This is a genomic window from Parasegetibacter sp. NRK P23, from assembly GCF_023721715.1.
Lineage (GTDB): Bacteria > Bacteroidota > Bacteroidia > Chitinophagales > Chitinophagaceae > Parasegetibacter.
This window is the reverse complement of sequence record NZ_JAMDLG010000017.1, coordinates 39,477-64,945: the sequence shown is the minus strand read 5'-3', so window position 1 is coordinate 64,945 and position 25,469 is coordinate 39,477. Positions and strand designations below refer to the sequence as shown.

General features: G+C 48.9%; 19 protein-coding genes. 17 read left to right on the top strand and 2 right to left on the bottom strand.

The annotated features are described in order from the left end of the window. Window positions 1-5: 5 nt before the first annotated feature. The 5 genes from M4J38_RS18040 (at window position 6) to M4J38_RS18020 (ending at window position 6,630) form a co-directional block, all read left to right on the top strand. Complete coding sequence (locus M4J38_RS18040; RefSeq protein WP_251761205.1) at window positions 6-1,469, top strand: RagB/SusD family nutrient uptake outer membrane protein; 1,464 nt, start codon at window positions 6-8, stop codon at window positions 1,467-1,469. 20 nt (window positions 1,470-1,489) lie between these two features. Beyond that, the gene (locus M4J38_RS18035; RefSeq protein ID WP_251761204.1) at window positions 1,490-2,230 is read left to right on the top strand and encodes a DUF4843 domain-containing protein; all 741 of its coding nucleotides are present in this window, start codon (window positions 1,490-1,492) and stop codon (window positions 2,228-2,230) included. Between the two features lie 40 nt (window positions 2,231-2,270). Then, window positions 2,271-3,767, top strand: a complete 1,497-nt coding sequence (locus M4J38_RS18030; protein ID WP_251761203.1) for a PKD-like family lipoprotein — start codon at window positions 2,271-2,273, stop codon at window positions 3,765-3,767. Between the two features lie 139 nt (window positions 3,768-3,906). Continuing rightward, the gene (locus tag M4J38_RS18025; RefSeq protein WP_251761202.1) at window positions 3,907-5,325 is read left to right on the top strand and encodes a TlpA disulfide reductase family protein; all 1,419 of its coding nucleotides are present in this window, start codon (window positions 3,907-3,909) and stop codon (window positions 5,323-5,325) included. Between the two features lie 51 nt (window positions 5,326-5,376). After that, on the top strand, window positions 5,377-6,630 hold the full coding sequence (locus M4J38_RS18020) for a redoxin domain-containing protein (RefSeq protein ID WP_251761201.1): 1,254 nt from the start codon (window positions 5,377-5,379) through the stop codon (window positions 6,628-6,630). 110 nt (window positions 6,631-6,740) lie between these two features. Here the strand turns inward: M4J38_RS18020 and M4J38_RS18015 are convergent, their stop codons facing one another. After that, a complete protein-coding gene (locus M4J38_RS18015) occupies window positions 6,741-7,517 on the bottom strand; it encodes a sterol desaturase family protein (protein ID WP_251761200.1) in 777 nt (258 codons plus the stop codon). 63 nt (window positions 7,518-7,580) lie between these two features. Continuing rightward, window positions 7,581-8,165 carry a Crp/Fnr family transcriptional regulator gene (locus M4J38_RS18010; protein WP_251761199.1) on the bottom strand — a complete coding sequence of 195 codons (585 nt, stop codon included), beginning with the start codon at window positions 8,163-8,165 and terminating at the stop codon, window positions 7,581-7,583. Window positions 8,166-8,347: 182 nt separating this feature from the next. Here M4J38_RS18010 and M4J38_RS18005 point away from each other — a divergent pair, with 182 nt between their 5' ends. The 12 genes from M4J38_RS18005 (at window position 8,348) to M4J38_RS17950 (ending at window position 25,466) form a co-directional block, all read left to right on the top strand. Continuing rightward, a complete protein-coding gene (locus M4J38_RS18005; RefSeq protein WP_251761198.1) occupies window positions 8,348-8,935 on the top strand; it encodes an RNA polymerase sigma-70 factor in 588 nt (195 codons plus the stop codon). Between the two features lie 64 nt (window positions 8,936-8,999). Further along, window positions 9,000-10,211, top strand: a complete 1,212-nt coding sequence (locus M4J38_RS18000; RefSeq protein WP_251761197.1) for a FecR family protein — start codon at window positions 9,000-9,002, stop codon at window positions 10,209-10,211. A 223-nt stretch (window positions 10,212-10,434) separates the two neighbouring features. Next, window positions 10,435-13,734 (top strand): SusC/RagA family TonB-linked outer membrane protein, encoded by a 3,300-nt coding sequence (locus M4J38_RS17995; protein WP_251761196.1) that lies wholly within the window; start codon window positions 10,435-10,437, stop codon window positions 13,732-13,734. A 10-nt stretch (window positions 13,735-13,744) separates the two neighbouring features. Further along, window positions 13,745-15,187 carry a RagB/SusD family nutrient uptake outer membrane protein gene (locus M4J38_RS17990; RefSeq protein WP_251761195.1) on the top strand — a complete coding sequence of 481 codons (1,443 nt, stop codon included), beginning with the start codon at window positions 13,745-13,747 and terminating at the stop codon, window positions 15,185-15,187. Between the two features lie 22 nt (window positions 15,188-15,209). Continuing rightward, the gene (locus M4J38_RS17985; protein ID WP_251761194.1) at window positions 15,210-15,986 is read left to right on the top strand and encodes a hypothetical protein; all 777 of its coding nucleotides are present in this window, start codon (window positions 15,210-15,212) and stop codon (window positions 15,984-15,986) included. A 31-nt stretch (window positions 15,987-16,017) separates the two neighbouring features. Then, window positions 16,018-16,947: an ABC transporter ATP-binding protein gene (locus M4J38_RS17980; RefSeq protein ID WP_251761193.1), complete on the top strand. Its 930-nt coding sequence runs from the start codon at window positions 16,018-16,020 to the stop codon at window positions 16,945-16,947. Then, on the top strand, window positions 16,947-19,271 hold the full coding sequence (locus tag M4J38_RS17975) for a Gldg family protein (protein ID WP_251761192.1): 2,325 nt from the start codon (window positions 16,947-16,949) through the stop codon (window positions 19,269-19,271). The genes M4J38_RS17980 and M4J38_RS17975 overlap by 1 nt, the downstream gene beginning before the upstream one ends. Before the next feature lie 30 nt (window positions 19,272-19,301). Beyond that, window positions 19,302-20,615: a DNA mismatch repair protein gene (locus M4J38_RS17970; RefSeq protein WP_251761191.1), complete on the top strand. Its 1,314-nt coding sequence runs from the start codon at window positions 19,302-19,304 to the stop codon at window positions 20,613-20,615. Next, entirely contained in the window at window positions 20,612-21,931 is a 1,320-nt protein-coding gene (locus M4J38_RS17965) for a DNA mismatch repair protein (RefSeq protein ID WP_251761190.1), read from the top strand. The genes M4J38_RS17970 and M4J38_RS17965 overlap by 4 nt, the downstream gene beginning before the upstream one ends. Window positions 21,932-21,996: 65 nt before the next feature. Continuing rightward, window positions 21,997-23,478 (top strand): S41 family peptidase, encoded by a 1,482-nt coding sequence (locus tag M4J38_RS17960; RefSeq protein ID WP_251761189.1) that lies wholly within the window; start codon window positions 21,997-21,999, stop codon window positions 23,476-23,478. A gap of 85 nt (window positions 23,479-23,563) precedes the next feature. Beyond that, entirely contained in the window at window positions 23,564-24,568 is a 1,005-nt protein-coding gene (locus M4J38_RS17955) for an aldo/keto reductase (protein WP_251761188.1), read from the top strand. A gap of 10 nt (window positions 24,569-24,578) precedes the next feature. Further along, window positions 24,579-25,466, top strand: coding sequence for an AraC family transcriptional regulator (locus M4J38_RS17950; RefSeq protein ID WP_251761187.1), 888 nt, complete (start codon window positions 24,579-24,581; stop codon window positions 25,464-25,466). The last annotated feature ends 3 nt before the right edge of the window (window positions 25,467-25,469 follow it).

Here is a 25,469-nt window from a genome sequence, read left to right as displayed (position 1 = left end):
ACAACATGTCAATTAAACGAACTATACATATACTCGGGCTGGCGTTCCTGCTATTTTCGGTCGCCTCCTGTAAAAAATGGGTGGAGGTTTCTCCCAAGACCCAGATAGAGGACCTGGATTTTTACGGCAACGAACAGGGGTTTAAAGAAGCTCTGAATGGTGTTTACCTGCTGATGGGGCGCCCGGCGCAATATGGCCGTGAACTTACTTTCGGCCTTGCCGATGTGCTCGGCGGCATGTATGTGCTGAATACATCCAACGGCTCCCTGGCTTACCGCGATGCTTTCGCGGGATTGTATACCAATGCGGCCACGCAAAACATCATCAACAGCGTTTGGGCCAACCAATACAATGCCATCGCGAATGTGAACAAGCTGCTCCAGGAACTGGAAAGAGCGGACACTACAAAGTTCCTTCCCAAAAATTACCACATCATCAAAGGAGAAGCATTGGGTTTAAGGGCCTTCCTGCATTTCGACCTGCTGCGCCTGTTTGGTACCTCGTACGCTGCGGGTGGCGCCAGTCTTCCCGCCATTCCTTACCTGAAAACGTACGCGACCACGGTTACAGGAAAAGCCAGTTCCGCGGAAGTAATGCAAATGATCTTCGAAGATGTGACGAAGGCGGCGGAGGAACTCAAAAATGATCCCCTACTTACGGGTGAAACGATTACTACGGATATGGATAACGGTTACCTTATGAACAGGTCGCTCCGTTTCAATTATTACGCGGTGAAAGCACTCGAGGCGCGGGCGCAGCTCTGGGTGGGCGCTACCGATAAGGCTTTGCCTGCCGCTGAAGCCGTGATCGCTGTGGCCGGGCAGAAATTCCCCTGGGTGGCACAGTCTACCATCGCCACCAGCAACGAAGCGGCCCGTAACAGGGTGTTTACCACCGAGCATATTTTTGGCCTCTTTGTGAACGATATGGCCCTCAATTATACGGACTTGCTGGATTCCAGCCGTTTCCAGACCACGCTCACCGTCAATTCATCGCGGCTGACGCAGCAATTTGAATCGGGCTCCATCGGTGCTGCGGATTACAGGCTCGTGTACCTGATCCGGAACCTTTCTAACCTGCCGACACCGAAAATATTCTTCGGAAAACTGTATCAGCCCAATGGGATGACGGAAGCGTACGCGAAAAGAATGCCACTCATCAGGATTCCTGAAATGTATTATATCGCCGCCGAATGCCTTAAAACGACGGATCCGGCCAAAGCCACCAGCTACCTTACAGCTGTTCGCGCCAGCAGGGGCGTTACCGCTCCTTTGTCGGCATCACTCACCGCAGACCAGATTCAGGAGGAGATCAGGAAAGAATACTGGAAAGAATTTCCTTCTGAAGGACAACTGTTCTTCTACTTCAAAAGAAGGAATGGTACGGCGGTGCCTGGTGTAAACGGAACCTATCCTTCCGCGCGGTATGTGCTGCCTTTACCACCCGCTGAACTTGAATTCGGATTCTGATAATTTTAAAACGAACTAAAATGAATAAACGAATATATATCCTGTTATTGCTGCTTCCGGCAGTCGCGTTCCTGGGTTGCAGGAAGAACGTGCTTGACCCCGCCTTCAGGTCGGATGCGAGACTATTGCTTACAGCAAACAATGCAGACGGCGCATTGGGCGACTCGCTGGTGTTTTCTTTCGCCGTCTGGCCGAATTCATTAAGCGATACCGTGGTAAATCTTTATGCGCAGGTGATGGGAACGGTTACTCCTGAAGAGCGCACCTTCACCATCCAGGTTGATCCGACCAGTACCGCGCAACCTTCCGAATATGTGTTGCCCACTTCTTTTAAAGTGCCGGCTAATGGGTTCCGTGTAGCGATACCTGTGAAAATAAACAGGACGGCACGTCTTACGGATGCTTCGGCAAAGCTGGTACTGAGGGTAATGCCGGATGATAATTTTTTGCCCGGACCCGTAGTAACGGGTGTGGTCAATTCAGCTCCTGTATTTTCATTGATCTGGACGGACGTACTCATAAAACCCGTTACCTGGGATAACAATATGCTCTGGTCCGTAGGCAAGTGGAGCAAGGTGAAGCACCAACTCGCAATTGATGCCACAGGAATAAGAAATTTTCAGAACATCACCATTGCCGAGCAGTACTACATAGCCTCCCGGTCGTTGGAATTCCTGACGGAATACAACAGGAACAATCCCGGAAATCCGAAAAGGAATGAGAACGGGATAGTAATTGATATATGCAGCCAGTGCGAATAGGCTTCATTTTCAACAGTATTTAACTAGAAAAAACACAGGAATGAAATCATTAAAATATTTTTCCTTCTTTCTTTTGTCGATCCTGTTCATCACCGCATGTGTGAAAGACAAAGGGAACTATTCCTATACCGATCTTCCCGACTTTTTAGTAGATACGGCCGGTACCCAAACCCGGTTTGAAGTGTACCAGAGCCAGGGAAAAGTGACCATTCAGCCGGAGATCGTGTACCATGCGGCCCCAGCGGAACTGAAAGGGTTGTGGCGGCTTTATGTATCGGCCGGTGTATTTGATACGTTATCGAGAAAGCTTACTATTGATACAGTTATTACACGCCCCCCCGGAACCTATACCCTTGAATTTGAAGCTACCGCCCCCAACGGGCTGAAAGCGTTAATGCAATACACCGTTGTGGTGCTGCCGCCAATTCCGTCGGGCTGGATGGTTGCTTATGAAATGAGCGGTGCAACTGAAGTGGATATCTTCCGCGCGCCGGAGTTTATCCCTGGGGTGAGGGATACGGCTTACCGTGCGGTGTATTCGAAGATCAACGGAGCGCCTATGCCCGGAACGCCTGTTTCTATCCATTATTTCAGTACGGCGCTTACGTATATCATCACATCAGCGTCCGGTGCGACGGTGCAGAATACTGATTTCCGGAGGGCTCAGACTTTACAGCAAATGTTTGCCGGCGCTACGCCCGAAACGTTTAAACCGCAGGCCCTCTGGCCCGGCTCTTTCAATGGAGCGATGCTCGTCAATAGCGGTGAGGTGTACTGGAACACGGATAACCTTTTTGTAGGAAAAGTTACCGTGGATCTTGCAGGCTATCGGGCGGCGCCTTATGTCTACACGCAGTATGGGAAACAGGGTGGTTTTTATGATGAGCTGAACAGGCGCTTTGTTACCATCGAGCAGCAAAATAGTCGGGCGGGGAAATATGCCGACGCCGGTCCTTCGGCCCGGTTTAATTTGAACAATATCGGGAAGGATTTGCTTTGGATCGAAAGAGGCTTCGGTCAGCACAGTGCAACTATAAGCGATGCTTACAAGTATGCCTTCTTCAAAGATGTGTCCGGCAACGCTCGCTACCTGTACGTCATCAATACACAAACACCGGACAGGCCCGATATTGCCGCTGTGAATATCAGTACCGCGCCGGAAATCAACGATGCGAAGTTCTATGCCGTAGGGAATATGGGACCCGCTGCTTTTTACGCAACGAACAGGTCTTTGTACAATTTCCAGATCGATTTCAATGGCAATACCATATCTGCACCCGTGAAAGGGTTTGAGGTGCCTGCCGGGGAAGAAATTACTTGCCTGAAACTCTTTAAAGGACAGGGTACATTTGGCGTGAATACCATCCTGGCGGACGACAGCAAGTTCATGTATGTTGCCACCTGGAACGCCACCACCAACGAAGGGAAGATTTACCTGCTGGGGGTGAACATCACCAGCGGTCAGATCAATTCAACCCCGCTTAAATCCTGGACCGTGGCCGGAAAGGTGAAGGACATGGGATTCAAACGAAGCTAAGATGACGCATACATTCAGATTTTTAAAAGGAACACCGTACGCAACGGTGTTCCTCTTCAACTTGTTATTCTAAAAAGCCGAAAAACTACAACAGAAACCTTTCTCCCATTAATAGATACATAACAAACAAAATAACCAGATGAAAAAATACCTCATGATTGCAGCCGCGCTCCTGGCCCTCACAACGGCTGGGAAAGCGCAACGTGGTCCAGGCAATCCCAGGCTTTCCGCCCTGGTGGCCATGGAAGATAAAACAGCCATACAGGATACCATCAAAGCATTGTATCAAAGCAACAATGAAGATGACCTCCAACTGCTCGTTAACTATTACGCCGCTAAAAAAGAAGGGGAGAAAAGTTCTGAAACAGCCGAATTGCTGATGAAACGTTTTCCCAACGGCAAAGCTGCTTTCAACGAAATCGCGGAGCGCATCTACAACGAAACTGATCCTGAAGTGAATGAGAAGAATTACAAGGAGCTGGTAAGCCGGTTCGGATCAGATCCGCGCTTCAACCTCGATGGCTCAGCTTATTTTGTGGCGGTTACTTTCCTGGGAAAGAATAAGCCGCAGAAAGTAATGGAATACCTGCAAAAAATTAAGAATAAAACATACGAAACAAACGCTTATTCTTACGCCGCGCGGGAAGCCATCAAAGCGAAAGATTACCAGTTGGGCGAAAGTCTGATCCGTAAAACCTTTGCCGATCTGAAAGGGGATACCACGCACCGTGGCATGGATGAATTCTCCAGGATTTTCAGCGAACTGATGTTCGCCAATGGAAAGTATGAAGAAGGTTTTCCGTACGCCAAAAGGATTTATGACAAGCAATCAAGAAATACCTCCATTTCTTTCAATGAGTTGAAATCAACCTACCTCAATTACCTGGTGAAGCTGAATAAGTATAAAGAAGCCTTTCCGCTGATGGAAGAGCAGATAAGCGCTGGCGCGGCTTCCCCGCTGGTGAAAGAAAAGTTTAAAGCGGCTTATGTTGCGGTGAACGGTTCCGAGAATGGTTACGTCGCGCTCATGGAACGGTTGAACAAGGAATTGAAACAGAAAATACGGGAAGAGGTAACGAAAAAGATGATCAATACCGCAGCCTATGATTTTGAACTGAAGGATCTAAACGGCAAGACCGTTAAACTCAGTGACTTTAAAGACAAGGTCGTGATCCTTGATTTCTGGGCCACCTGGTGCGCGCCCTGTAAAGCGTCATTCCCGATGATGCAGTCCGCGGTGAACCGGTATAAAAATGACAAGGACGTGGTGTTCCTGTTCATTCATACCATGGAAACCTCCGCTAACGCCACTAAACTGGCAGGCGACTACATTAAGAGTCAGCAATATACTTTCAACGTGCTGATGGACCTCAAAGACCCGGCTACAAAAGTGAACGCCGCGGCCAACGGGTATAAAGTACGCGGTATCCCCTCCAAGTTCATCATTGATGGCGCAGGGAACATCCGTTTCAGTACGCTTGGAAACTCCACTGCCGGAGCAGATGCGTTCCTGGAAGAAATGGATGCTATGATTGATATCGCGAGGAAAGGCGCGTAGCAAACTTTGTTGGAATGGGTACTTTATGAGGAAAAGAAACAACTATGTATTATGAAGAAAATCTTCAGGCTTCTGTTTTGTGTCGGCTTTTTGTGCAGCGTTCTTACCGCTTTCGCTCAAACAACTGATGCTTTTAAAAAAGAAGAAAAAGAAAAGATAGCGGCTGAAAAAAATCCGGAACGCAAGGAAGAACTGCTCCTGGCATGGCTGAAGAAGTACTATGCCGGGAAAAGTTACCCGCAGGAATTCAGCTACGACTATGTATCCGTTGGCAATGCGTTTGCGAAACAGGGAGAAGTAAAGAAAGCTTTACGTTATGCTGATCTGCTGAAACCAGGCCCCTGGGCATCGGAAGGACGGCACCAGATAGCGCAAAGCCTTTTCGGTAATGGATTAAATGAAGAAGCGGCAAAGCTGCTCAGGGAAGCGATCAGGTATGCTGAAGACTCCACCCTCTACGGTGATGATAAACAGACGGCACGGATGGTCGCACAAAATGCGAAGTACATTTACCGCTCTTATGCCCAGGTATTGTATGCGCAAAAGAAATACCCGGAAGCTTTAAGCGCGATCGAAAAAGCGCATCAATCGTTCCGGGCGCCCCTGGGATCAGTAAATGCCATTTATGCGGATGTACTGATGCGCTTAGGAAGGGACAAGGACGCTTTTGACAAGCTGGATGAAGCCATTAAAGCGGGCCAGGCCACACCGGAAATGAAAAAGAACCTGAAGGAACTTTATGTAAAGGCGAAGGGAAGTGATGCGGACTATGCGGAATATGAACTGAAGATGAAGAAGATGCTTTCAGAAAAGCTAAAAGAGGAGTTGGCCAAAAAAATGATCAATAAACCAGCTCCTTTGTTTGAATTAAAGGACGTGGATGGCAATGTTGTTTCACTGGCGGCATTAAGAGGTAAAACCGTTGTGCTCGATTTTTGGGCCACCTGGTGCGGACCTTGTAAAAGAGCATTTCCGGCCATGAAAATGGCGGTCGAAAAATACAAGTCGGATACCACCGTGAAATTTTATTTCATCCATACCTGGGAACGGGAGCCGAATGCCACTGCCAGCGCCAAAAAATATATCCTCGACAACAAGTTTCCATTCCAGGTGCTGATGGATTTGGAGGACCCTAAAACCGGTAAAAATAATGTCAGGGATCTTTATGGCATTTCCTTCATTCCCCAGAAATACGTTATCGATAAACATGGTAACATCCGTTTCATGCCCGCGGGATACTATGAAGGAGATGATGCCGCGGTGGAGGAATTATCGGCCATGATTGAGTTGGCCAGGAAAGAGTAGCGTTTACAACTGATTTGTTTGCAGGCCTGTTGTGTTTATTCGCAACAGGCCCTTTTTATCCCTGTATCTCATGTAGATGGAAGGAAGAAGTATCTTCCCTTCCCGACAGGTCATACGCTTGAACTGCCAAACCGCTTCGCCTGGATACGATCATACTCCTTCACATAATCCGGGTGCTCGGTTTTCATGAGCTTGTCCCACCAGCGGAAATAAAGGCTGTAATTTCCCTTGAATTTGCTATGGTGCAGGTTGTGGTAAACTGAGGTATTAATTACTTCAAAAAGAAAGGAATTGCGCAATGCTTTTGGCATGATCTCATAGCCTAAATGGCCGTAAACATTAATGATGAGGCTTACTACAGTAAAAAGGATCAGTACATAAGGGTGCATGGGCAAAGTAAAGGCCAGTACCAGCAGTATTGCCCCTTCGGTCACCGCTTCCAGGACATGAAAGGAATAAGCGGTCCATGGGGAGGGATTCACAGACTGGTGGTGCACTTTGTGGGTGAACCGGAACAGCTTTTTATGGTGCAGCAACCGGTGCATCCAGTAGAAGTAGGTGTCGTGTATGACAAGGCTTAACAGCAGACTTGCAGGAAGCCACCACAAAGGGAAATCATCCGGGTTGTCATAAAGCAGTGTATAGGACCGCAATGGCGTGAAAAGGACGATGCACGAAATAAGTGCGAACACCAGACTGGAAGTGGAGGAATGCAGCAGTTCCCTTATAAAATCTTTTTTACCCGCCTTCCTGTTTTGGATTTTGTATTTGCTGGCAGAGGAGGAGAGCAGGATGTAAAAGAAAAGGAAAGGAATTCCTGCGATGATAAGGTATCTTACCAGGGTGAAACTGAAAATGGTGGCCAGCGTTTTGACAAGTTGTTCCATACAATACATTTATTCGGAACAAAACTAGCAAGGGGCTTGCGAAGCAAAGTTTACAAAGGATAATTAATGCGCATGCCTGCGCGCGATCCGCTTCCTGATGCGGCTGAGGGAAACCGGTGTAATGCCCAGTAAGGTGGCCACGTGTTTGTCGGGAACACGCTGCAACAGGTCCGGCTTGTCATGGATCAGTTGCAGGTATCTTTCTTCCGGCGATTTCAACAGGAACGATTCTATCCGTTCAAGCGACTGCGCAAGCATGTCCAGCACGAAATGGTACCGCGCTTTTTCAAACGCCGGTTGGTTGCCCAATTGTTGTTCTATCAGGCCATAATCCACTTCAAACAGGGTGGTGCGTTCGAGCGCATGGTAAGTAAAGCGGGATGGCTGGTGCAGGAGAATGGTATCGTAAGAGGCTAATATCTGGTTTTCCCACCTGAGCAGTACCGTTATTTCCATGCCATTTTCGTTGACGTGAAAAGAACGCATCAACCCTTCCCGGATATAGGCGAGACGCGAGCTTGATTCACCCTCACGTATATAGATTTCGCCGGGTTCAAGCGTGGTTTGCCGGGTCGCGGCCGCTACTTTTTGAAGGTCGGTGGCGTCAATTCCTTCGAAAATCTGAAGATAAAATGCTGTTTTTTCCACGTCAGGTATTGGTGGTGATCAAGGTTGATGGCATCTGGGACCATGCATTCGGAAGCGTGAAAATAGGACAAATCATTGAACCGTTTCCAGGTAAAAATCTATATCCTGCGGAAATGCAATTACATTTTCGCAGCTTGATTTTTTAATTACTTTTACGCCTCAACCAAAATCGGGCCGCCAGTTTGTCGCGAGAACCTTCTTATATTGAACAGGAACTTCTGCAGGGATTGACTTCGGGAGATGCCATGGCTTATTCTTATATGTTCAAAGAATATTACCATGCGCTGTGCTATTACTCCGCCAGGATTGTGGGTGAATCCGGTCATGCGGAAGATATCGTGCAGGATGTTTTTGAGAAGCTCTGGCATAAGCAAATTGCTTTTGAAAACCTCCGGCACCTGAAAGATTACCTGTACAAATCCACTCGCAACGCATCGCTGAATTTCCTGAAGGGTATGCAGCACAGCCAGGAAAGGCAGGCCATCTTTTTGCATGAACAGGAGGAAACCACCGCTCCGGACAACCTGGAACTGATCCGTATGGAAGTACTTAGGGAGGTTTGTCGTGAGATAGATAACCTGCCGGAGCAGTGCGCGAAGATTGTACGCATGAGTTATATAGATGGTTTAAAGAACGAAGAGATCGCGGCGCAACTCTCCATCTCCGTGCAAACGGTAAAGAACCAGAAAAGCCGTGGAATGAAACTGCTGCGCGTTAGGCTTTCTCCAGCCATACTGGTGCTGTTTACCCTTTTTACGAATCAGCAATAATTTTTTTTCATTTCTTTTGGTACGCCATGGGTACCGCGTTGTAATAATTAAAACAACCGTCCGGATGGCTCCATTTTCTAACGACCCATTTTACATCGCATCCCTTATTACCCGCGCACGCAGGGAAGAAATAACTCCTGAGGAGCGTGCCCGGCTGGAAGTATGGATCGCGGAAAATGATGCGCACCGCCAGTTGTGGGACGAACTGAATGATCCTGACATGCACCGGCAACACCTGCAGGCAATGGCAGGTTTCAATGAAACCGCAGCGCTCGAACGCTTTTGGGCGGATAAGTCGGAGAAACAACCTGTAGCACCGGTTCGTCAACTCCGTGCCTGGAAATGGGCTGCCGCCGCAGTTATAGTAGTCATCAGCGTTTCTGCCTATTTTTTCCTGCGCGATGCGCGTCATGAGCGGGGGCTTGCCGGGAATGGACCTCGTATAGAAGAGGTGCTTCCTGGTAAAACCGGCGCCATCCTTACACTGGCGGATGGCAGCCAGCTTGTACTGGACAGTATGTCTGACGGAACCATCGCCACGCAAAACGGAACCGCTATTACCTTACGCGACAATGAACTCGTGTACGATGCCGCCACGGCTTCAGGCGATGTGGTGAGCAATACCATAACAACGCCCAAAGGCAGACAGTACCACCTTACACTGCCTGATGGAACGGGTGTTTGGCTGAACGCGGCCTCCTCTATCGAATACCCCGTTGCGTTTAAGGGGCAGGAGCGAAGGGTCCGTATTACCGGAGAAGTGTATTTTGATGTAACCAAAAGAAGCTGGCAGCCTTTTGTGGTGCAAACCAGCGAGATGACGGTGGAGGTACTGGGCACATCTTTTAACATTAATGCCTATGCGAATGAACGGGCCGTGCAGACTACATTGCTTACGGGTGCGGTAAAGCTCACCCCAATACTGAATAGCGAGAAAAAGATACCATATAAAGTGCTGGTGCCGGGGCAAACCGCGGTTTTAAATAAGCCCGGTGACGGTGTGCATCCTTCCCTCGTCGTTGCGGATACCATCGACCAGGCAAAAATAACCGCCTGGAAAAACGGCCTGTTCAATTTTGACGGGGAAGACCTGTACAGCATTATGCGACAACTCGAAAGATGGTACAATATAGAAGTACGCTATCTGGGCAAACCGGAAAACGTCATTTTCAAAGGGAAAATGCACCGGGATACTAATCTCTCCGATGTGTTGAAAGTGCTGGAAGCAATGGATGTTAGGTTTGAGTGGAGAGACAATATTCTTTACGTAAAATAACAGCTATGAATACATGCTAAAACAAAGCCGGAAGCGCTTGCAACACTTCCGGCGGATGTTCAAGTAACGTAAAAACACCATCAGGTAAAGACTGCTTTTGATCACTTAAACAATTCGCCCCCGGTGAAGGGGCGGCTATTACTGCGAATGTATGCACAAATTTTTTAATTGCATACGGATACCCGCCGGGTATACCCGTAGCTCAACCAAAACCCTGTTAGTCATGAAGCTAACATTCTTCCTCCTTACCGTGGCATTTTTACAGGTATCGGCCAGGGGGCTTTCCCAGCCCATCAGTTTTAACGGTAAAAACGTTACACTCGAAAAAGTGTTTGCTGCGGTGGAAGCCCAGACCGGTTATGTTTTTATGTACAAGGCCACTTCAATGGTTGGATCGAAGCCGGTAACCATTCAGGCAAACGGCCTCGAACTGGAAGCGTTTCTTCAAAAGGTATTCGAGCATCAGCCGCTTACTTACAGGATCATCGACAAAAATATCCTCGTTTCGAAGAAAGAGCAGCCGCCTGTTGTAACCGTTGCTCCGGCAACCGATCAGGTGCAGGAGAAAAAAATAGATATGTATGTGTATGCTGATGGTTATACACCATTGGGCAGCGCAACGGTCAGCAACCTTACTACCGGGAAAAATTTCCTGACCTCAGGCGCCGGTTTTGTACAGGTGCCTGTGAACGAGGGAGACCAGTTAAGGATCAGCTTTATTGGTTATGTGGATTATAACCTGAAAATAACCCGGGAGATAATTATGAACAGTGCGTACAGGGTTGAAATGGTGTTGTCCCAAAATAAACTCGATGAAGTGCAGGTAACCGTGCTGGGCACCACCAACAAAAGAACGGGTACGGCTAACATCGCTACCGTGAAAGCGAGCGATATTGAAAGGCAGCCTGTGGTGAATGTGCTGGATGCGCTGGTAGGTCGTATCCCTGGTTTACGCATCAGTTCATCCGCCAATACCGCCGGTACAAGAAAAGTGGAATTGCGCGGGCGAAATGTGCTGAACGAAAACATGTTTACCGACCCCTTATATGTAGTGGATGGACTGCCGATCGCTACGCTGTCCGTCAATCCCTATGGAGCCTCCACACCGGTGAACGGTGGTTACTCGCTGACCGAACACCCGTTGTATATGATCAATCCGCTGGACATTGAAAGTGTGGATGTACTGAAAGATGCAGATGCCACCGCACTCTATGGGTCAAGAGGCGCCAACGGGGTGATCCTTATTACCACGAGAAGAGGGAAGCCGGGACCAACGAGGTTCAACGTCAACTATTCCAAAATATTCTCCGGCGTACAGCGCTTCATGCCGATGATGAACACCGAACAATACCTGGCGGTTAGAAAAGAAGCTTTCTTCAACGAAGCGGCATTGCCGACGGGCGACAATGCCCCTGATCTGACGATATGGGACCAGCAGGCTTATACCGACTGGCAGCGGACTTTCTTTACCAATCAACGGTCGGATGATGTGCAAATGAGCGTGGAAGGTGGACTTTTGCAGAATACCTACCGGGTAAGCGTAGGCTACACTTCCACCACCGAAATGTACAACCAGGGCAGGGGAAATAACCGCTTAACGGTGGGATTGGCTTTCAACCACCGCAGCCCGAACGGTAAACTCCTTGTTGACTTGTCTTCCAACAGCACTTATTCCAACAATGAAACCGCCGCAACACTCGACTTCTTCTCCCTGTCGCCAAACGCACCATGGATATACGATGAAAGCGGCGCCTATAATTTTGAACCTTACAGAACACCTTTTGGTTCCAATTATCCCTTCAGGGACATTAAAAACTGGGGCGAAAACCAGACACTGAAGAACCAGACGAATGTGGGGCTTACTTATGAAATATTCAAGGATCTTAATGCCGGCGTTCGCGTGAGCGGTGAGTTCTTTTCAAATAAATCCGGCAGCTTTATTCCGAAGGCAGGCAAGGATCCTTTGTTTTTTCCATTGAGCATGGCGTTTTATGGTAACGGAAACGGTAAGAGTCTGCTGGTACAGCCGAAGATTAACTATATCAAATTGTTGGGTGGCGCCCGCATTTCCGCTTCACTGGCTGGGGATTACAGTTACAGCGACCAGGATGCGGTAACCGTTATCGGATATCTGTATTCTAATGATAATCTGATCCGAAGTCATTCCAATGCGCAGCTGGTGCAGAACCTGAACAATTACGCTGAGTTGAAAGTAGCTTCAATGCTCGCTACCATTTCTTTCGACTGGGAAAACAAATACATCGTAAACCTCAACGGCCGGAGAGATGGATCATCGCGCTTCGGCAGCGGAAAACGCTTCGGAAATTTCGGCTCCGCGGGTGTGGCCTGGGTACTTTCCAATGAAGAATGGTTCCAGAAGGCGGGACTGAAATGGCTGAGCTTCGCCAAATTGAGAGCAACATACGGTGTAATGGGAAACGCCAATATCGGCGACTACCAATACCTCTCCCGCTGGTCCAATATGCCAACCGGTTCCATCAGCGTTCTGCCTGATTATGATGACCAGACGATTTATACACTGGTACAACCAGTGAACCAGCAATACAGCTGGGCCAGCGCCAGCAAATTTGAAACAGGTGCGAGAGTAGGCTTGTTCAACGGTATCGTGAACGTGGAGGGAAACTTCTACAGGAACCGCGACGGACGACAGCTTACCGATATCACCACCCCTTTATTTACCGGTTTTCCTTCTGTTGTGGGCAACTGGCCCGCGGTTATCCAGAACCAGGGCGTGGAAATGATGGTGGATGGCGCGATCCTGAACAACAATACATGGGGAATTTCAGCGCGCTTCCAGGTGAGCCGGAACAAAAATACGCTGGTGGCATTCGATGGGCTGGACGACTCACCTTACCGCGATATGTACCGGATAGGCGAATCCGTGACCGCCCGTTCTTATACCCACTACATCGGAATCAATCCACTCAAGGGAGTTCCGGTATTTGAGGACCATAACGGTGACGGATATCATCAGCAGGGCTTCACTACCATAAACTATCCTGACCCGGAACTGGACGACCGTTACAAGGTGATCGACCTTAACCCCAAATATTTCGGAGGCTTTGGTTTCCGTGTTGATTTTAAAAAGTCGTTGTCCCTCGACGCGCAGTTTAGCTTTGAGAATGTCCTGGTGGCCGATAACCTCAATAACCTTGGATATGGTAACATGACCAATACGGTATTGTATGATGAAATTGAAAGCAGGCATTGGACGCAGCCAGGCGATAAAGCGCTGTACGCGAAATACTCCACCATCAACAACGGCGGATTCTTCGGATCAGATGCTTATTATGCGAATGGGTCTTATATGAGCCTGGACAACCTCAGTTTGTCCTACATGCTTCCCGCAAAATGGCTCGCCAAAATCAAAATGACACAGGGGATATTCTCGATCAATTCTTCCAAAATATTTAAACTCTCTCACTACCGGGTAAATGACATAGAGTTGGGCAACGTGCCGCAAATCAGAAGGATCGCCGCTAACCTGAGATTCAGCTTCTAAATTAAAACGCATGAAAAAAATCGCTTTCAACATAGCCCTGGCGGGAACTATTTTCCTGGGTACAGGGTGCAACAAGATGCTGGATATTAAGGATCCGGTAAATTCCATCACCTCCGGCCAGGTCTTTCAAACGGACGACCAGGCGGCGATCGCGCTGAATGGATTGTACTCGTACCTGATCAATGGCGGAGAACAGGAAGCTGCGGCACCCTTCGGTACCGACCTGTACAGCGCCGGAGGCATCACGATCGCCTCGGCCCACTTAGCGGATGAACTTTACCATCCTTCACTCAGCGGACAATATGAGTATTTCGCGGAGTCGGCAGCCAGGTTAACACTACAAAACCCCGGCTATTCCGTAAAACTGTGGAGAACCGCTTACAAGGGCATCTTCAACGCCAACGCGCTGATCGAAGGAGTGAATGCTTCCACTTCAAAGGAACTTACGGAAGCCGCGAGGAAACGGGTACTGGGGGAAGCGCTTGCTGTAAGGGCGATGAGTTATTTCTACCTCGTAAACCTTTTTGGCGCTGTTCCGATTGCCACGTCGATCGACTTCAATACTACCCAATTGCTCCCTTCTGCTCCGGTCGCTCAGGTATATGACCGGATTATCCGCGACCTGGAAGACGCGGCGGGGTATCTTGCTGAAAATTATGAGGGCAACAATACGGAGCGGATACGCATCAATAAGTGGTATGTAAAAGCTATGCTGGCCAGGGTGTACCTGTTCACTAAAAACTATGAACTTGCCCATCGTAACGCCGATGAAGTGATCGGGCAAACCCAGTTGTTCGGCCTCGAAGCGCCGGCTAATGTGTTCTCTACCACCAGCAGGGAAGTGATTTTCCAACTGAAGCAGAACAACAATTCATTTATTACGGGCAACGCAACGCCGGAAGGGTATGCCCTCACCGGTAAATACCTCACCCCCATGCTGCTGAACGCATTTGAACCCGACGACAGCCGCAAGGCCGCATGGACCTACGAGATCGTCGCTACGCCATTTATCCCCGGAGGCTTTTCCCCGGCGAAGTATAAACTCAATGCCAGGAACTATACCGTGGATGGGTACAGGTCGGAATATTATGTGGTGATGCGGCTTGCCGAAATGTACCTGGTACGCGCCGAAGCCAACCTGCTGAACAATGGCAGCAAAAACAACAGCATAGACGATCTGAATGAGATCAGGCAGCGTTCCGGGCTGGAGCCGCTTCCGTATTCCCTTACTGCTCAGCAGGCGAAGGACGCGGTGGCGCAGGAAAGGCGGGTAGAACTTTTTGCGGAATGGGGGCACCGCTGGCTCGACCTGAAACGAACAGGTAAAGCCACTGAAGTACTGTCGCAAATAGGCTACAAGCAGCCCTGGAGTACGCACCAGTCGCTTTATCCCATCCCCACGGAAGAAATCAAATGGGCCAATCAGTTAGCTCAGAACGATGGCTACCAATAAACATCACGGTAAAAAAAGAAATATGTTCCAGACAATCTATAAGAAAGTGTTTGTTACCCTCCGTCTCAGCACGGTGGTGGTGTGGGCGGTCTTCGGCCTCGTATCCTGTAAAAAGGAAATGCGCGAAGAAATTTACCCGGCATCCCTCACGATCGTGAATGCGGTAAACGACAACAGCTCTTTTTTCAGCGCTTATTTCGGAGAAACCAGGCCAAAGATTTTCAACCGGCTCGCTTACATCAAAAGTGGGGACGCCATGGAATATGGCACCAACAAAACAACGCAACCTGTGCGTATTTTCAGGAACTACGATACCATGAACTTTGACCGACCCTTCCTGCAAACGCAGGTAAACCTTGAACCAGGCGGCATCTTTACCCATTTCATCTATGGAAGCACCGCGAAACCCCTGCAGAAAACCATCAAAGAAAACCTGCCCGCGCGCAGCATAAACGACAGTGTCGTCAACCTCCGCATCATCAACCTCTTTGATACCAGACCAGTGGATGTGGTGCAAATCGAACCTGTGGCTGGTACTATGGTGTCAGACCTCGCTTACGAACAACTGTCAGATTTTATAAAAGTACCGGCCAACGCCGCGGTGGGCAGTTTCCGCTTTGAGGTGAGGGATCATGCTACAGGTGTGGTAATCGCCAGTATTGCTGAAACAAACATTTTACCGGGCACCAGAACGCCGAACCCCCAGTGGTTGTTCAAGGCGCGTACCATGCTCGTGACTGGTTCCTGGACAGGGCCCGGTAATATCAATGCCAGGGCCACCACCATCGGTCATTTCTGAATCTGAGTTTTCATTTTTTAAGTAATACCATATGCACGCAATACTGAAGGTGGAGAACCTATCGCATAAGTATGCCAGTTCCTGGGCTATCCGGGAAATTAATTTCGAGATCAATGCCACCGGTGTGGTAGGGCTGCTTGGCTCTAACGGCGCTGGGAAGTCTACAACTATGAACATCATTTGCGGTACCCTGCTGCAGACGGAAGGGGATGTGCGCATCAATGGGTTGAGCATGAAAGACGATCCTATCGCTTACAAGAAACAGATCGGTTTTCTGCCGCAGCAGGCACCGCTCTACCTCGACTTCACCGTGCAGGAATACCTGGAGTATGCCGCCCAGTTGAGGTTGATAGAAAAGCATGCGATTAAACAGGCGGTGGAAGAGGTGCTGGAAAAAACATCCATTACGCAGATGCGCAACCGGCTCATCAAAAACCTGTCCGGCGGGTTCCGGCAACGGGTAGGCATCGCGCAGGCCATCATCAATAAGCCACGCGTAGTGATCCTGGATGAACCCACCAATGGCCTCGACCCCAATCAGATCATCGAAGCCCGTAAGCTGATCAAGGAAATCGCGAAGGATCGAGCGGTGTTGTTGTCCTCACACGTATTGTCGGAAATCAACCTGCTTGCGCGGGAGATCGTGATGATCGAATCGGGACAGGTTGTATTTTCTGATACCCTGGATGCTTTCAACAATATTCTGCAGCCCAATACCATGGTGGTGCGGATGTTGAACATGCCCGAACCTGACGAACTCCTTGCCATTGCTGATGTGCAACGGGTAGAACTGCTGTCCGACCACAAATGCAGGATCCATTTCCAGCCCAATGAGGACCTGGCCGAAAGAATCGTCAGGAAAAGCGCGGAAAAAAACTGGCGCCTCACCGCTATCCATGCGGAATCTTCCGGCATCGACGATGTGTTCAAACAATTATCATCTTCTTCAACCTTACAGTAATGAAAGTTATACTGAATATAGCAAGGGCCGAATTAAGGTATTTTTTCTTTTCGCCCATCGCGTGGTTTGTCCTGATCCTTTTTCTGATGTCGAGCGCTGGTATCATCATGGGTAACCTGGCCTCAACGGCGTTGGAACAGGAAGCGATGCTGGAGCTGAGGGGCGATGCTTTCGAAGGATTCCTGAATGCACCGCTCACGCGCCAGGTGATCGGGAAAAGTATCGTAACCATCCTCATGATTTTTTTCCTGTTCATTCCCTTGCTGACCATGGGGGTGATCAACCGGGAGTATGCCGGGGGCACCATGCGGCTGTTGCAGTCTTCACCGGTCACCAACCGGCAGATCGTGCTCGGAAAGTTTCTCGGGGTGTACAGTTTCGTGTGTATGATGATCCTGCTTTTCGTGGCTGTTGTGGCCGTGCTGACCTTTTCCGTCAAGAATGTTGAGTTCCTTCATATCGGCGCCATGATCCTGGGTTTCTTCCTGCTGGCCGCCATGTATGTGGCCGTCGGCATGTTCATTTCCAGTCTTACCAGTTACCCCATTGTTGCCGGACTGGGGATATTTGTGGTGCTCACGCTCTTCTCGGCCATCGGCGCGCTGTTCCAGGGCACGGATTATGTGCGGGATGTTACGTACTTCCTTTCCAGTTCAGGCCGTGCCGAAACCATATTGTCCGGTTTGATCAGTACCCGGGATATCCTCTACTTCATATCCATCACCAGCTTTTTCATTGTCTGCACCATATTCAGGACAAAGTCCACCACCGAATCAAAACCATGGCGCGTATCGGCCGCAAGGTACCTCGGGGCTTTGACGATTACCGTGTTGATTCTTGTAGGCTCCTCTATTCACGGATACATCGGCTACCTGGATGTGACAAGGGGTAAGATCAACACCCTTCACCCAAACACCCGGGAGGTATTCGGCAAGCTGGATGGCTCTCCCCTGAAAATCACTTTATACACCAACCTGCTCGGCAATAACCTGTACCAGGGATTGCCGGAAATGCGGAACAAATACCTTTGGGATTTCTGGGCCAGGTACAGGCGGTTCTATCCCAACATGGAATTCGACTACGTGTATTATTATGATGTGCGTAGCGGCGACAGCAGTGTTTACAAGGCTTACCCGGGCAAAACGCTGGAGCAGATCGCGGAGAAATATGCCGAGGTGAATGGTGCCGATATGTCGATCTACAAAAAACCAGAGGAGATCAGGCGTATGATAGACCTGGAAGGCGAAGATAAAAGTCTGATCATGCAGGTGGAATACAAAGGGAAGAAAACTTTTCTCAGAACCTACCTTGACCCTGAAATCTTCCCCAGTGAACGCAATATATCCGGCAGCCTTTTACGGTTGATGAATGATACTACGCCCACTTTTAAATTTCTTGCGGGGCACTTCGAACGTTCGCCTTTTAAATTCGGAGAAAGGGAATACGGTAATCATACCGTGAACAAGATGTCAAGGAACGCCCTGATTAACCTGGGCCTGAACTTCGATACCATTACCCGTGCGGAATCTGTAAAGTTCGATCCGAATGAAGTATTGGTGATCTCTGATCCTAAAACCATACTGGACAATGCTCTGGTAGACAGCGTAAAGCGCTACGTCGATCAGGGCGGGAACGCCATTTTGTATACTGAACCAGGCAAACAATTCATCATGAATCCCATCCTGAACCACCTTGGGGTAAATGCCGAAGAAGGTACTATTGTACAGGTGAACCCGCACGACCTGCCACACAAATTCCTGGGGCTGATAACAAAAAAAGGAACGGACCTGGCCGATGAAGAACCTTTTTTCTTCTACAGGAACGGTGTCATCAAAAACTGTTTCACCAATATTGCCGGTGCCAGTTTGCTGACCTGCTCCGATACCTCCGGTTTTAAAGCAGAGCAACTCACCACATTGGAAAGCAATACAAAGACCTGGGTGGAAAGAGGCGTATTGGTGGTGGACTCCGCGGCCCCGACATTCAATACATCGGAAGGTGACTACAGGATAGAAGCGCCATACACCGTTGGATTGCAGCTCACCAGGAAAAAGGATGACCGGCTCCAGAAAATCATCATCTCCAGTGATGCAGACCTGATGTCGTCCGTCAAATCAAACGGAAAGGATTACGGTAACGCGTTCTACAGTTTCACCATAGACAATAAGTTCCCGGTATACCATCATTTTCCCGTACCGACAGACATCTGGCTTACCATCGGAAAAGCGCCGGCAAAAGTGTTGAAATGGGTACTGCAATATTGTATCCCGGCCTTGTTGCTGGTGACAGGGATTATACTGCTGATCCGTAGAAAACGAAAATAACACCGGCACTTATTTTTTAAAATTCAGCATATGTATTTGCAGACAGATGTACAGACGATGGAGGATTTGCGCTTGTTCTCAAAAGGAGACATACAAGGCATTTACGATATATACAACAACGCCTACACCCGCGGAGGGCAGGCCATTTTGGAAACGATGTTCCGGAAGCCCTTGAATGATAGGGCTGCCATACAACAACGGATCAATACGATTTCCGCCTTCGTAAAAACAAAAGCTTCTTTTCCTTTCGACGGAACCATGCTGGACGCTGTGGAGAAATACATCAGCTTTGATGACAACCAGGAGGGAGGCGCAAAAATAACGTTAAGCGAAAAAGAGACGCATGCCGGTGTGGCAGCGGTTGTACAACTGTTTCATGCCATGCGGGCATACATGTCCACAGATGCCCTTTGCAAGCTGAAGGAGCTCGAAGTTGACCGGCAGGCGGTGCATGCTTTACTACAGGATCCGGTTTTCACCCCGGTGTTGCAGGAACGGCCCGATGCACGGCTCTCCTTCGCTGCCGTAACTGCTTTTGATGTATTGATCAGGAGAAAAGAAAAGCAAAAGGTAATAAGGCTGTTGCAGTTTGTCTACCAGATTGACGTGTACATTTCCGTGGCGCAGGTGGCCCGGCAATACGGACTGGTGTTCCCGGAAGTACAAGCCAAAGGAGCCGGTGTGTTGCAGGTGGAAGGTGTGTACCATCCACTCCTGAAAAACGCTGTAGCCAATACCCTTGAAATGGGGCCATCCCGTAACCTGGTATTCCTCACCGGGGCCAATATGGCGGGGAAGTCTACCTTTCTGCGTTCCTTCAGCACAGCGGTGTACATTGCCCACATGGGTTTTCCGGTGGCCGCTGCTGCTATGAAGTTCTCCGTGCTGGACGGTATTTATACCACCATCAACCTGCCGGACAACCTGGGGATTGGCGCCAGCCATTTTTACGCGGAAGTATTGCGGGTAAAAAAAATAGGACAGGAACTCAGTACGGGAAAATCGCTTTTTGTTTTGTTCGATGAACTGTTTCGCGGCACGAACGTGAAAGATGCACTGGAAGGCACCATCGCCGTTTGCGGCGCCTTCACGAACCGGAAAGATAGTAAGTTCATCATTTCATCGCATATCATAGAAGCCGCTGAGGCATTGAAACAAAAGCCAGGCACCGCGTTTTATTTTCTCCCCACCATCATGAAGGGGAATGTACCCGAATACACCTACACCTTACAGGAAGGCGTTACCAACGACAAACACGGTATGCTCATCATCAACAATGAAGGGGTCCTGGAAATTTTAAAGCAGGGAAACAAAACAGGTAAAAGCCTAAACAAGCAATCATGAGTTTTAAGATAGATCGCCAATCGGTAGAAGAGCTGAACCTGATGGGAAAGTTCCGGCAGGGCTCGGTGTATGCGCTTTTTAACAAGGTCAGAACACGCATAGGGGAGAAGCTGATGGATGAAATGTTTGCCCATCCGCTTACCAGTGCGCCGGACATTAACCGGCGAACAGCCATATTCCGCTTCTATGAGCAAGAGGGGATTGCGTTTCCATTCGAAGCGGATCAGGTGGCACTCATGCGTGAATTCATTGATGCCGGGGGAGGGAAATCGCAGGCCATGACAATGGTAGATACCTGTGTAATGAAGCTGCTGGCCGGTATTACCAAAGACAATCGTTACAAAAATACCCTGCTTCAACTACAGGCTACTATTGTGACCCTGAAGCAGTGCTTCGCGTTGTTGCAGTTGTTGAAACGAAATGACAGTCCATTAGAGGACCGGGTGTCGGGTTTACTGGGCATTATGCGGCACGATGGTCTCCGGAAGGTGCTGGACAGTGATATCTACAAGCCAATGTCGGCGGGAACCGTTGCGGCATATCATCACCTGCTGCGCAACGTGCTACAGGGGGAAATGAAAGATGTGCTGCGGTTCATCGCGGAAACTGATGTCTACATCGCCGTAAGCCAGGTGTCCCGTGAAAAAGGGTTTTGTTACGCGCAGGCGTTGGATAAAGACCAGAACCTGCTCCATGCCAGCGATCTCCGGCATCCCTGTATTGCCAAAGCTGTAGGGAATGACATCATGATGCGGGAAGGCAGCAATGTTGTTTTCCTCACCGGCGCCAACATGGCTGGCAAATCCACCTGGATGAAGTCTATAGGTATTGCCATGTACATGGCGCATATTGGTTTCCCCGTGGCGGCCGCTGAAATGGTTTTTTCAGTACGTGAAGGTATTTTTTCCAGCATCAATGTGGCCGACAACATCGCTATGGGGTACAGTCATTTCTACGCGGAAGTGGTAAGGGTAAAAGAAGCCGCGCTGGCAGCGGCCACGGGCGAAAGCCTGTTGCTGATGTTTGATGAACTGTTTAAAGGAACGAATGTTAAGGATGCTTTTGACGGCACCTTGGCGGTTACCAGGGGCTTCGCGGAATATACCAATTGCCTTTTCATTGTATCCACGCATATCATTGAAGTCGGAGAAGAACTGAACGATCTGCCGAACGTACAGTTTTGTTTCATGCCCACCATCCTGGAAGGAAAAATACCCAAGTACACCTATGCTTTACAACAAGGCATCACCGAAGACCGTCAGGGTATGATGATCATCCACAATGAAGGCATCATAGACCTTATCAATACAATTTAAAACCGTTCACCCAACCTTACCACAGCCCTACCTGCGGCAGTAAGTTTATAAAAAAAGCTATAGCTATGAAGCGATTTTTTGCATCCGCGCTTTTGATGTTCCTGTTCACTACACCTGTGCTGGCGCAACAACAACCCTTTAAAGGGTTTACCAGGCAGGACCTGAAAGATGATTTCACCTATGCTGTTGACCTGTTGAAGCGGCAGCACCCCAATCCATACAAATTTACTGACACGGTAACGTTTAACCGGAAGATGGATTCCCTGATGAAAAGGTTTGACAATGATCCCTCACTGCTGAGTGCCCTGCGTTACGCTCCCATACAATTGTTCAATGACGTACACCTCAAACTGGATTACAATGAGGACCAGGTGGCGGATATTTTTTACGCGATGAACCATTTTCCACTGGCCACGACCAATTTTGGCAACAGGCTCATTGTTAACGCCCGTGGCGCTGCCATACCTTTCGGCGCGGAAATTTTGAGCATCAACAAAATCCCCTCGGGTAAACTCCTGAGTGAGATCGGTTATGCCACTTACAGCGATGGTTTTATTGGAACCGGGGTGGACCGGACCGGTAATAACCTGAGTTTGTTCCTTAGCCTGGTATTTCCCGATGCCACCAGCTACGAGGTGGTATACAAGGATTTTGGCGCCAGGAACCCCGTTACCGTGCAACTCAAAGCCGTGGACGCCAAAACGGGTTACCACCACCGCAACCTCGGCCAGCTTCCTTTCAACACCTTCCTGAAGCGGGCCTATGTGACCAAAGAATACCTTGACGGGGAATCCACCGCGATATTGACCGTCCTTACTTTTATGCTCCAGGAAAATGTGATGTACAAAGAACTGAGCAGCTTTTTTGAAGAGGTGAAGAAGCGGAACATCGGGAACGTGATCATCGATATCCGTTCCAACGGCGGCGGCAACCCGAACATGTCCGCGTTGTTGTATTCGTTTGTGGCATTGAAGCCTTTCGACAATGTATTCAATTACCGGACGAAGAACATCAAAATGCACGATCCCGAAAATATGTTGAATGGCAACGGTGCAAAAATGACGGATGAAGAACAAGCCCAAACCGAAAATTTCTTAAAGCAGCGTTTCGATTACGACAGCGCGGCGGGCTTCTTTTATGGCAACGCCCGCCTTAATGAAGGTTCTGTAGCCAACTATCCCCCGGATAAGAATAATTTTAAAGGTAGCGTGTATGTGTTGATCAGTGGTGGCACGGTAAGTGCCGCCACTTACTTTGCCGCACTGGTGAAGAACAACAAACGCGGTTTGCTCGTTGGCACGGAAACCGGTAGCGGAGAAGCTTCTACCACCGCAGCCTGGTTCAGCACCTATACATTGCCCAAAACAAAATGCAGGCTCACGGTGCCTATGAGTGAAATCTATTTTATGAAAGCTAAAAACGACAACGGAAGAGGGTGTATTCCTGACCGGGAACTCAGTTTTGAAGCATACCAGCGCTATATCCGTGCTGATAAAGATCCGGAAATACAATACACCCTTGACCTGATCCGGGCTGGAACACGGTAGTGGCTTTATTGATTCGCCTTGTTTTGCATACAAACTTCAGGGATTTGCATACATCCGCGCAATTCGGCCTGCCGACCTTTGGTGCATGAAAATAAAACAAATCGCATTGGGCAGCCAGGGATTGGTGGTACCAATGATCGGCCTGGGTTGTATGGGCATGACAGGCTTTGAAGAAGGACACATGTATGGTCCTGCCGATGAGCAGGAAGCCATCGCGACCATTCATTGTTCACTTGAACTGGGCGGCAATTTTTTGGATACCGCAGACTTGTACGGGCCGCTGAAAAACGAGCAACTCATTGCAAAGGCGATCAGTGGTAAACGCGATCAGTATATTTTGGCCACCAAGTTTGGGTGGGAAATTGATGACAACAACAAAGTAACCTGGGCCATCAATGGCAAAAAGGATTATGTAAAGAAAGCTTTAGAGCGTTCGCTCAGAAACCTCAATACCGATTACATCGATCTATACTACCTGCATCGCCTGGATAAAAATACACCGATCGAGGAAACTGTTGAAGCGATGGCTGATTTGGTGAAAGAAGGCAAAATAGGATATATCGGTCTGTCGGAAGTGTCGGCTGAAACGGTGAAGCGGGCGCATGCCGTGCATCCTGTCACTGCGATACAAAGCGAGTACTCCTTATTTGAACGCACCGTGGAAGAGCGTGGCGTGTTGGCTACATTAAAAGAACTGGGCATCGGATTTGTGGCTTACTCGCCTTTGGGCCGTGGATTTTTATCGGGACAGATCAAAAACATCAATGACCTTCCGGAGAACGATTTCCGCAGGGCCATCCCGCGTTTCCAGGGTGAAATGTTCGATAAGAATATTGAATTGGTTAAGGCAATCGAAGCCATGGCTGAAGCAAAGCACGTCACGTCTTCTCAACTGGCGTTGGCCTGGATCATGAGCAAGGGTATTTTACCGATCCCTGGAACGAAACGCAGAAAGTACCTGGAGCAAAACCTCGCCTCAACTTCCATTGTGTTAACGGATGCGGACCTTTCGCAACTGGAAAGCATCGTGCCGTTGGGTACGGACACGGGTGCGCCTTATGATGAATTCAGCATGGGCTTAATTGATTAACTTTCCGGTTATGAACGCCATCAACTCTCTATCAGAATTTCACCGGCTGCTGTCTTTGCCCGAACCCCGCCACCCATTAGTGAGCGTGATCAATCTGGCGGAAAGTGTTTTTTTAGAAGACGACATCTGGAAAGGTTTCGTTAACCGCTTTTATTGCGTGGCCCTTAAACGGGAAGCCAAAGGCAAGATCAGGTACGGGCAGCAGCATTACGATTATGATAAAGGCGTACTGAGTTTTACGGCGCCCAACCAGGTGCAGCAACTGGACCTGCAAAATATGGAATGCGGGTCCGGTTACCTGCTCATCTTTCACCCCGACTTCCTGTTGCAGCATACGCTGGCGGGCAACATCCATCACTACGGTTTTTTCGACTACGCGGTGAATGAAGCGCTGCACCTGTCGGCTGAGGAAGAAGAGGACCTGATCACGATCCTCCATAAAATTGACAAGGAATGCCGGCATATTGATAAGCACACCCAGGAGATCATCCTGACGCATATTGAGAGCCTGCTGAAATACGCCAACCGTTTCTACGAGCGACAATTTCTGACACGAAAGAACAACAATTCAGCTTTGCTGACCAGGTTCGAACAACTGATCAATGACTACTTTAACAGTGATGCTCAAGGTTTGCTTACCGTGCAGCATATCGCCGCGCAGCTGAATTTGTCGCCGAACTACCTGAGCGACTTGCTACGGGTGCACACCGGGAAAAACACACAGCAGCATATTCATGAAAAACTGATTGAAAAGGCCAAGGAAAAACTTTCCACCACCAGTCTTTCGGTCAGTGAGATCGCTTATGCTCTCGGCTTTGAACATGCGCAATCATTCAGCACACTTTTCAAAAAGAAGACGAATTTATCGCCGCTGGAATTTCGGCAGGGATTTAACTGATGC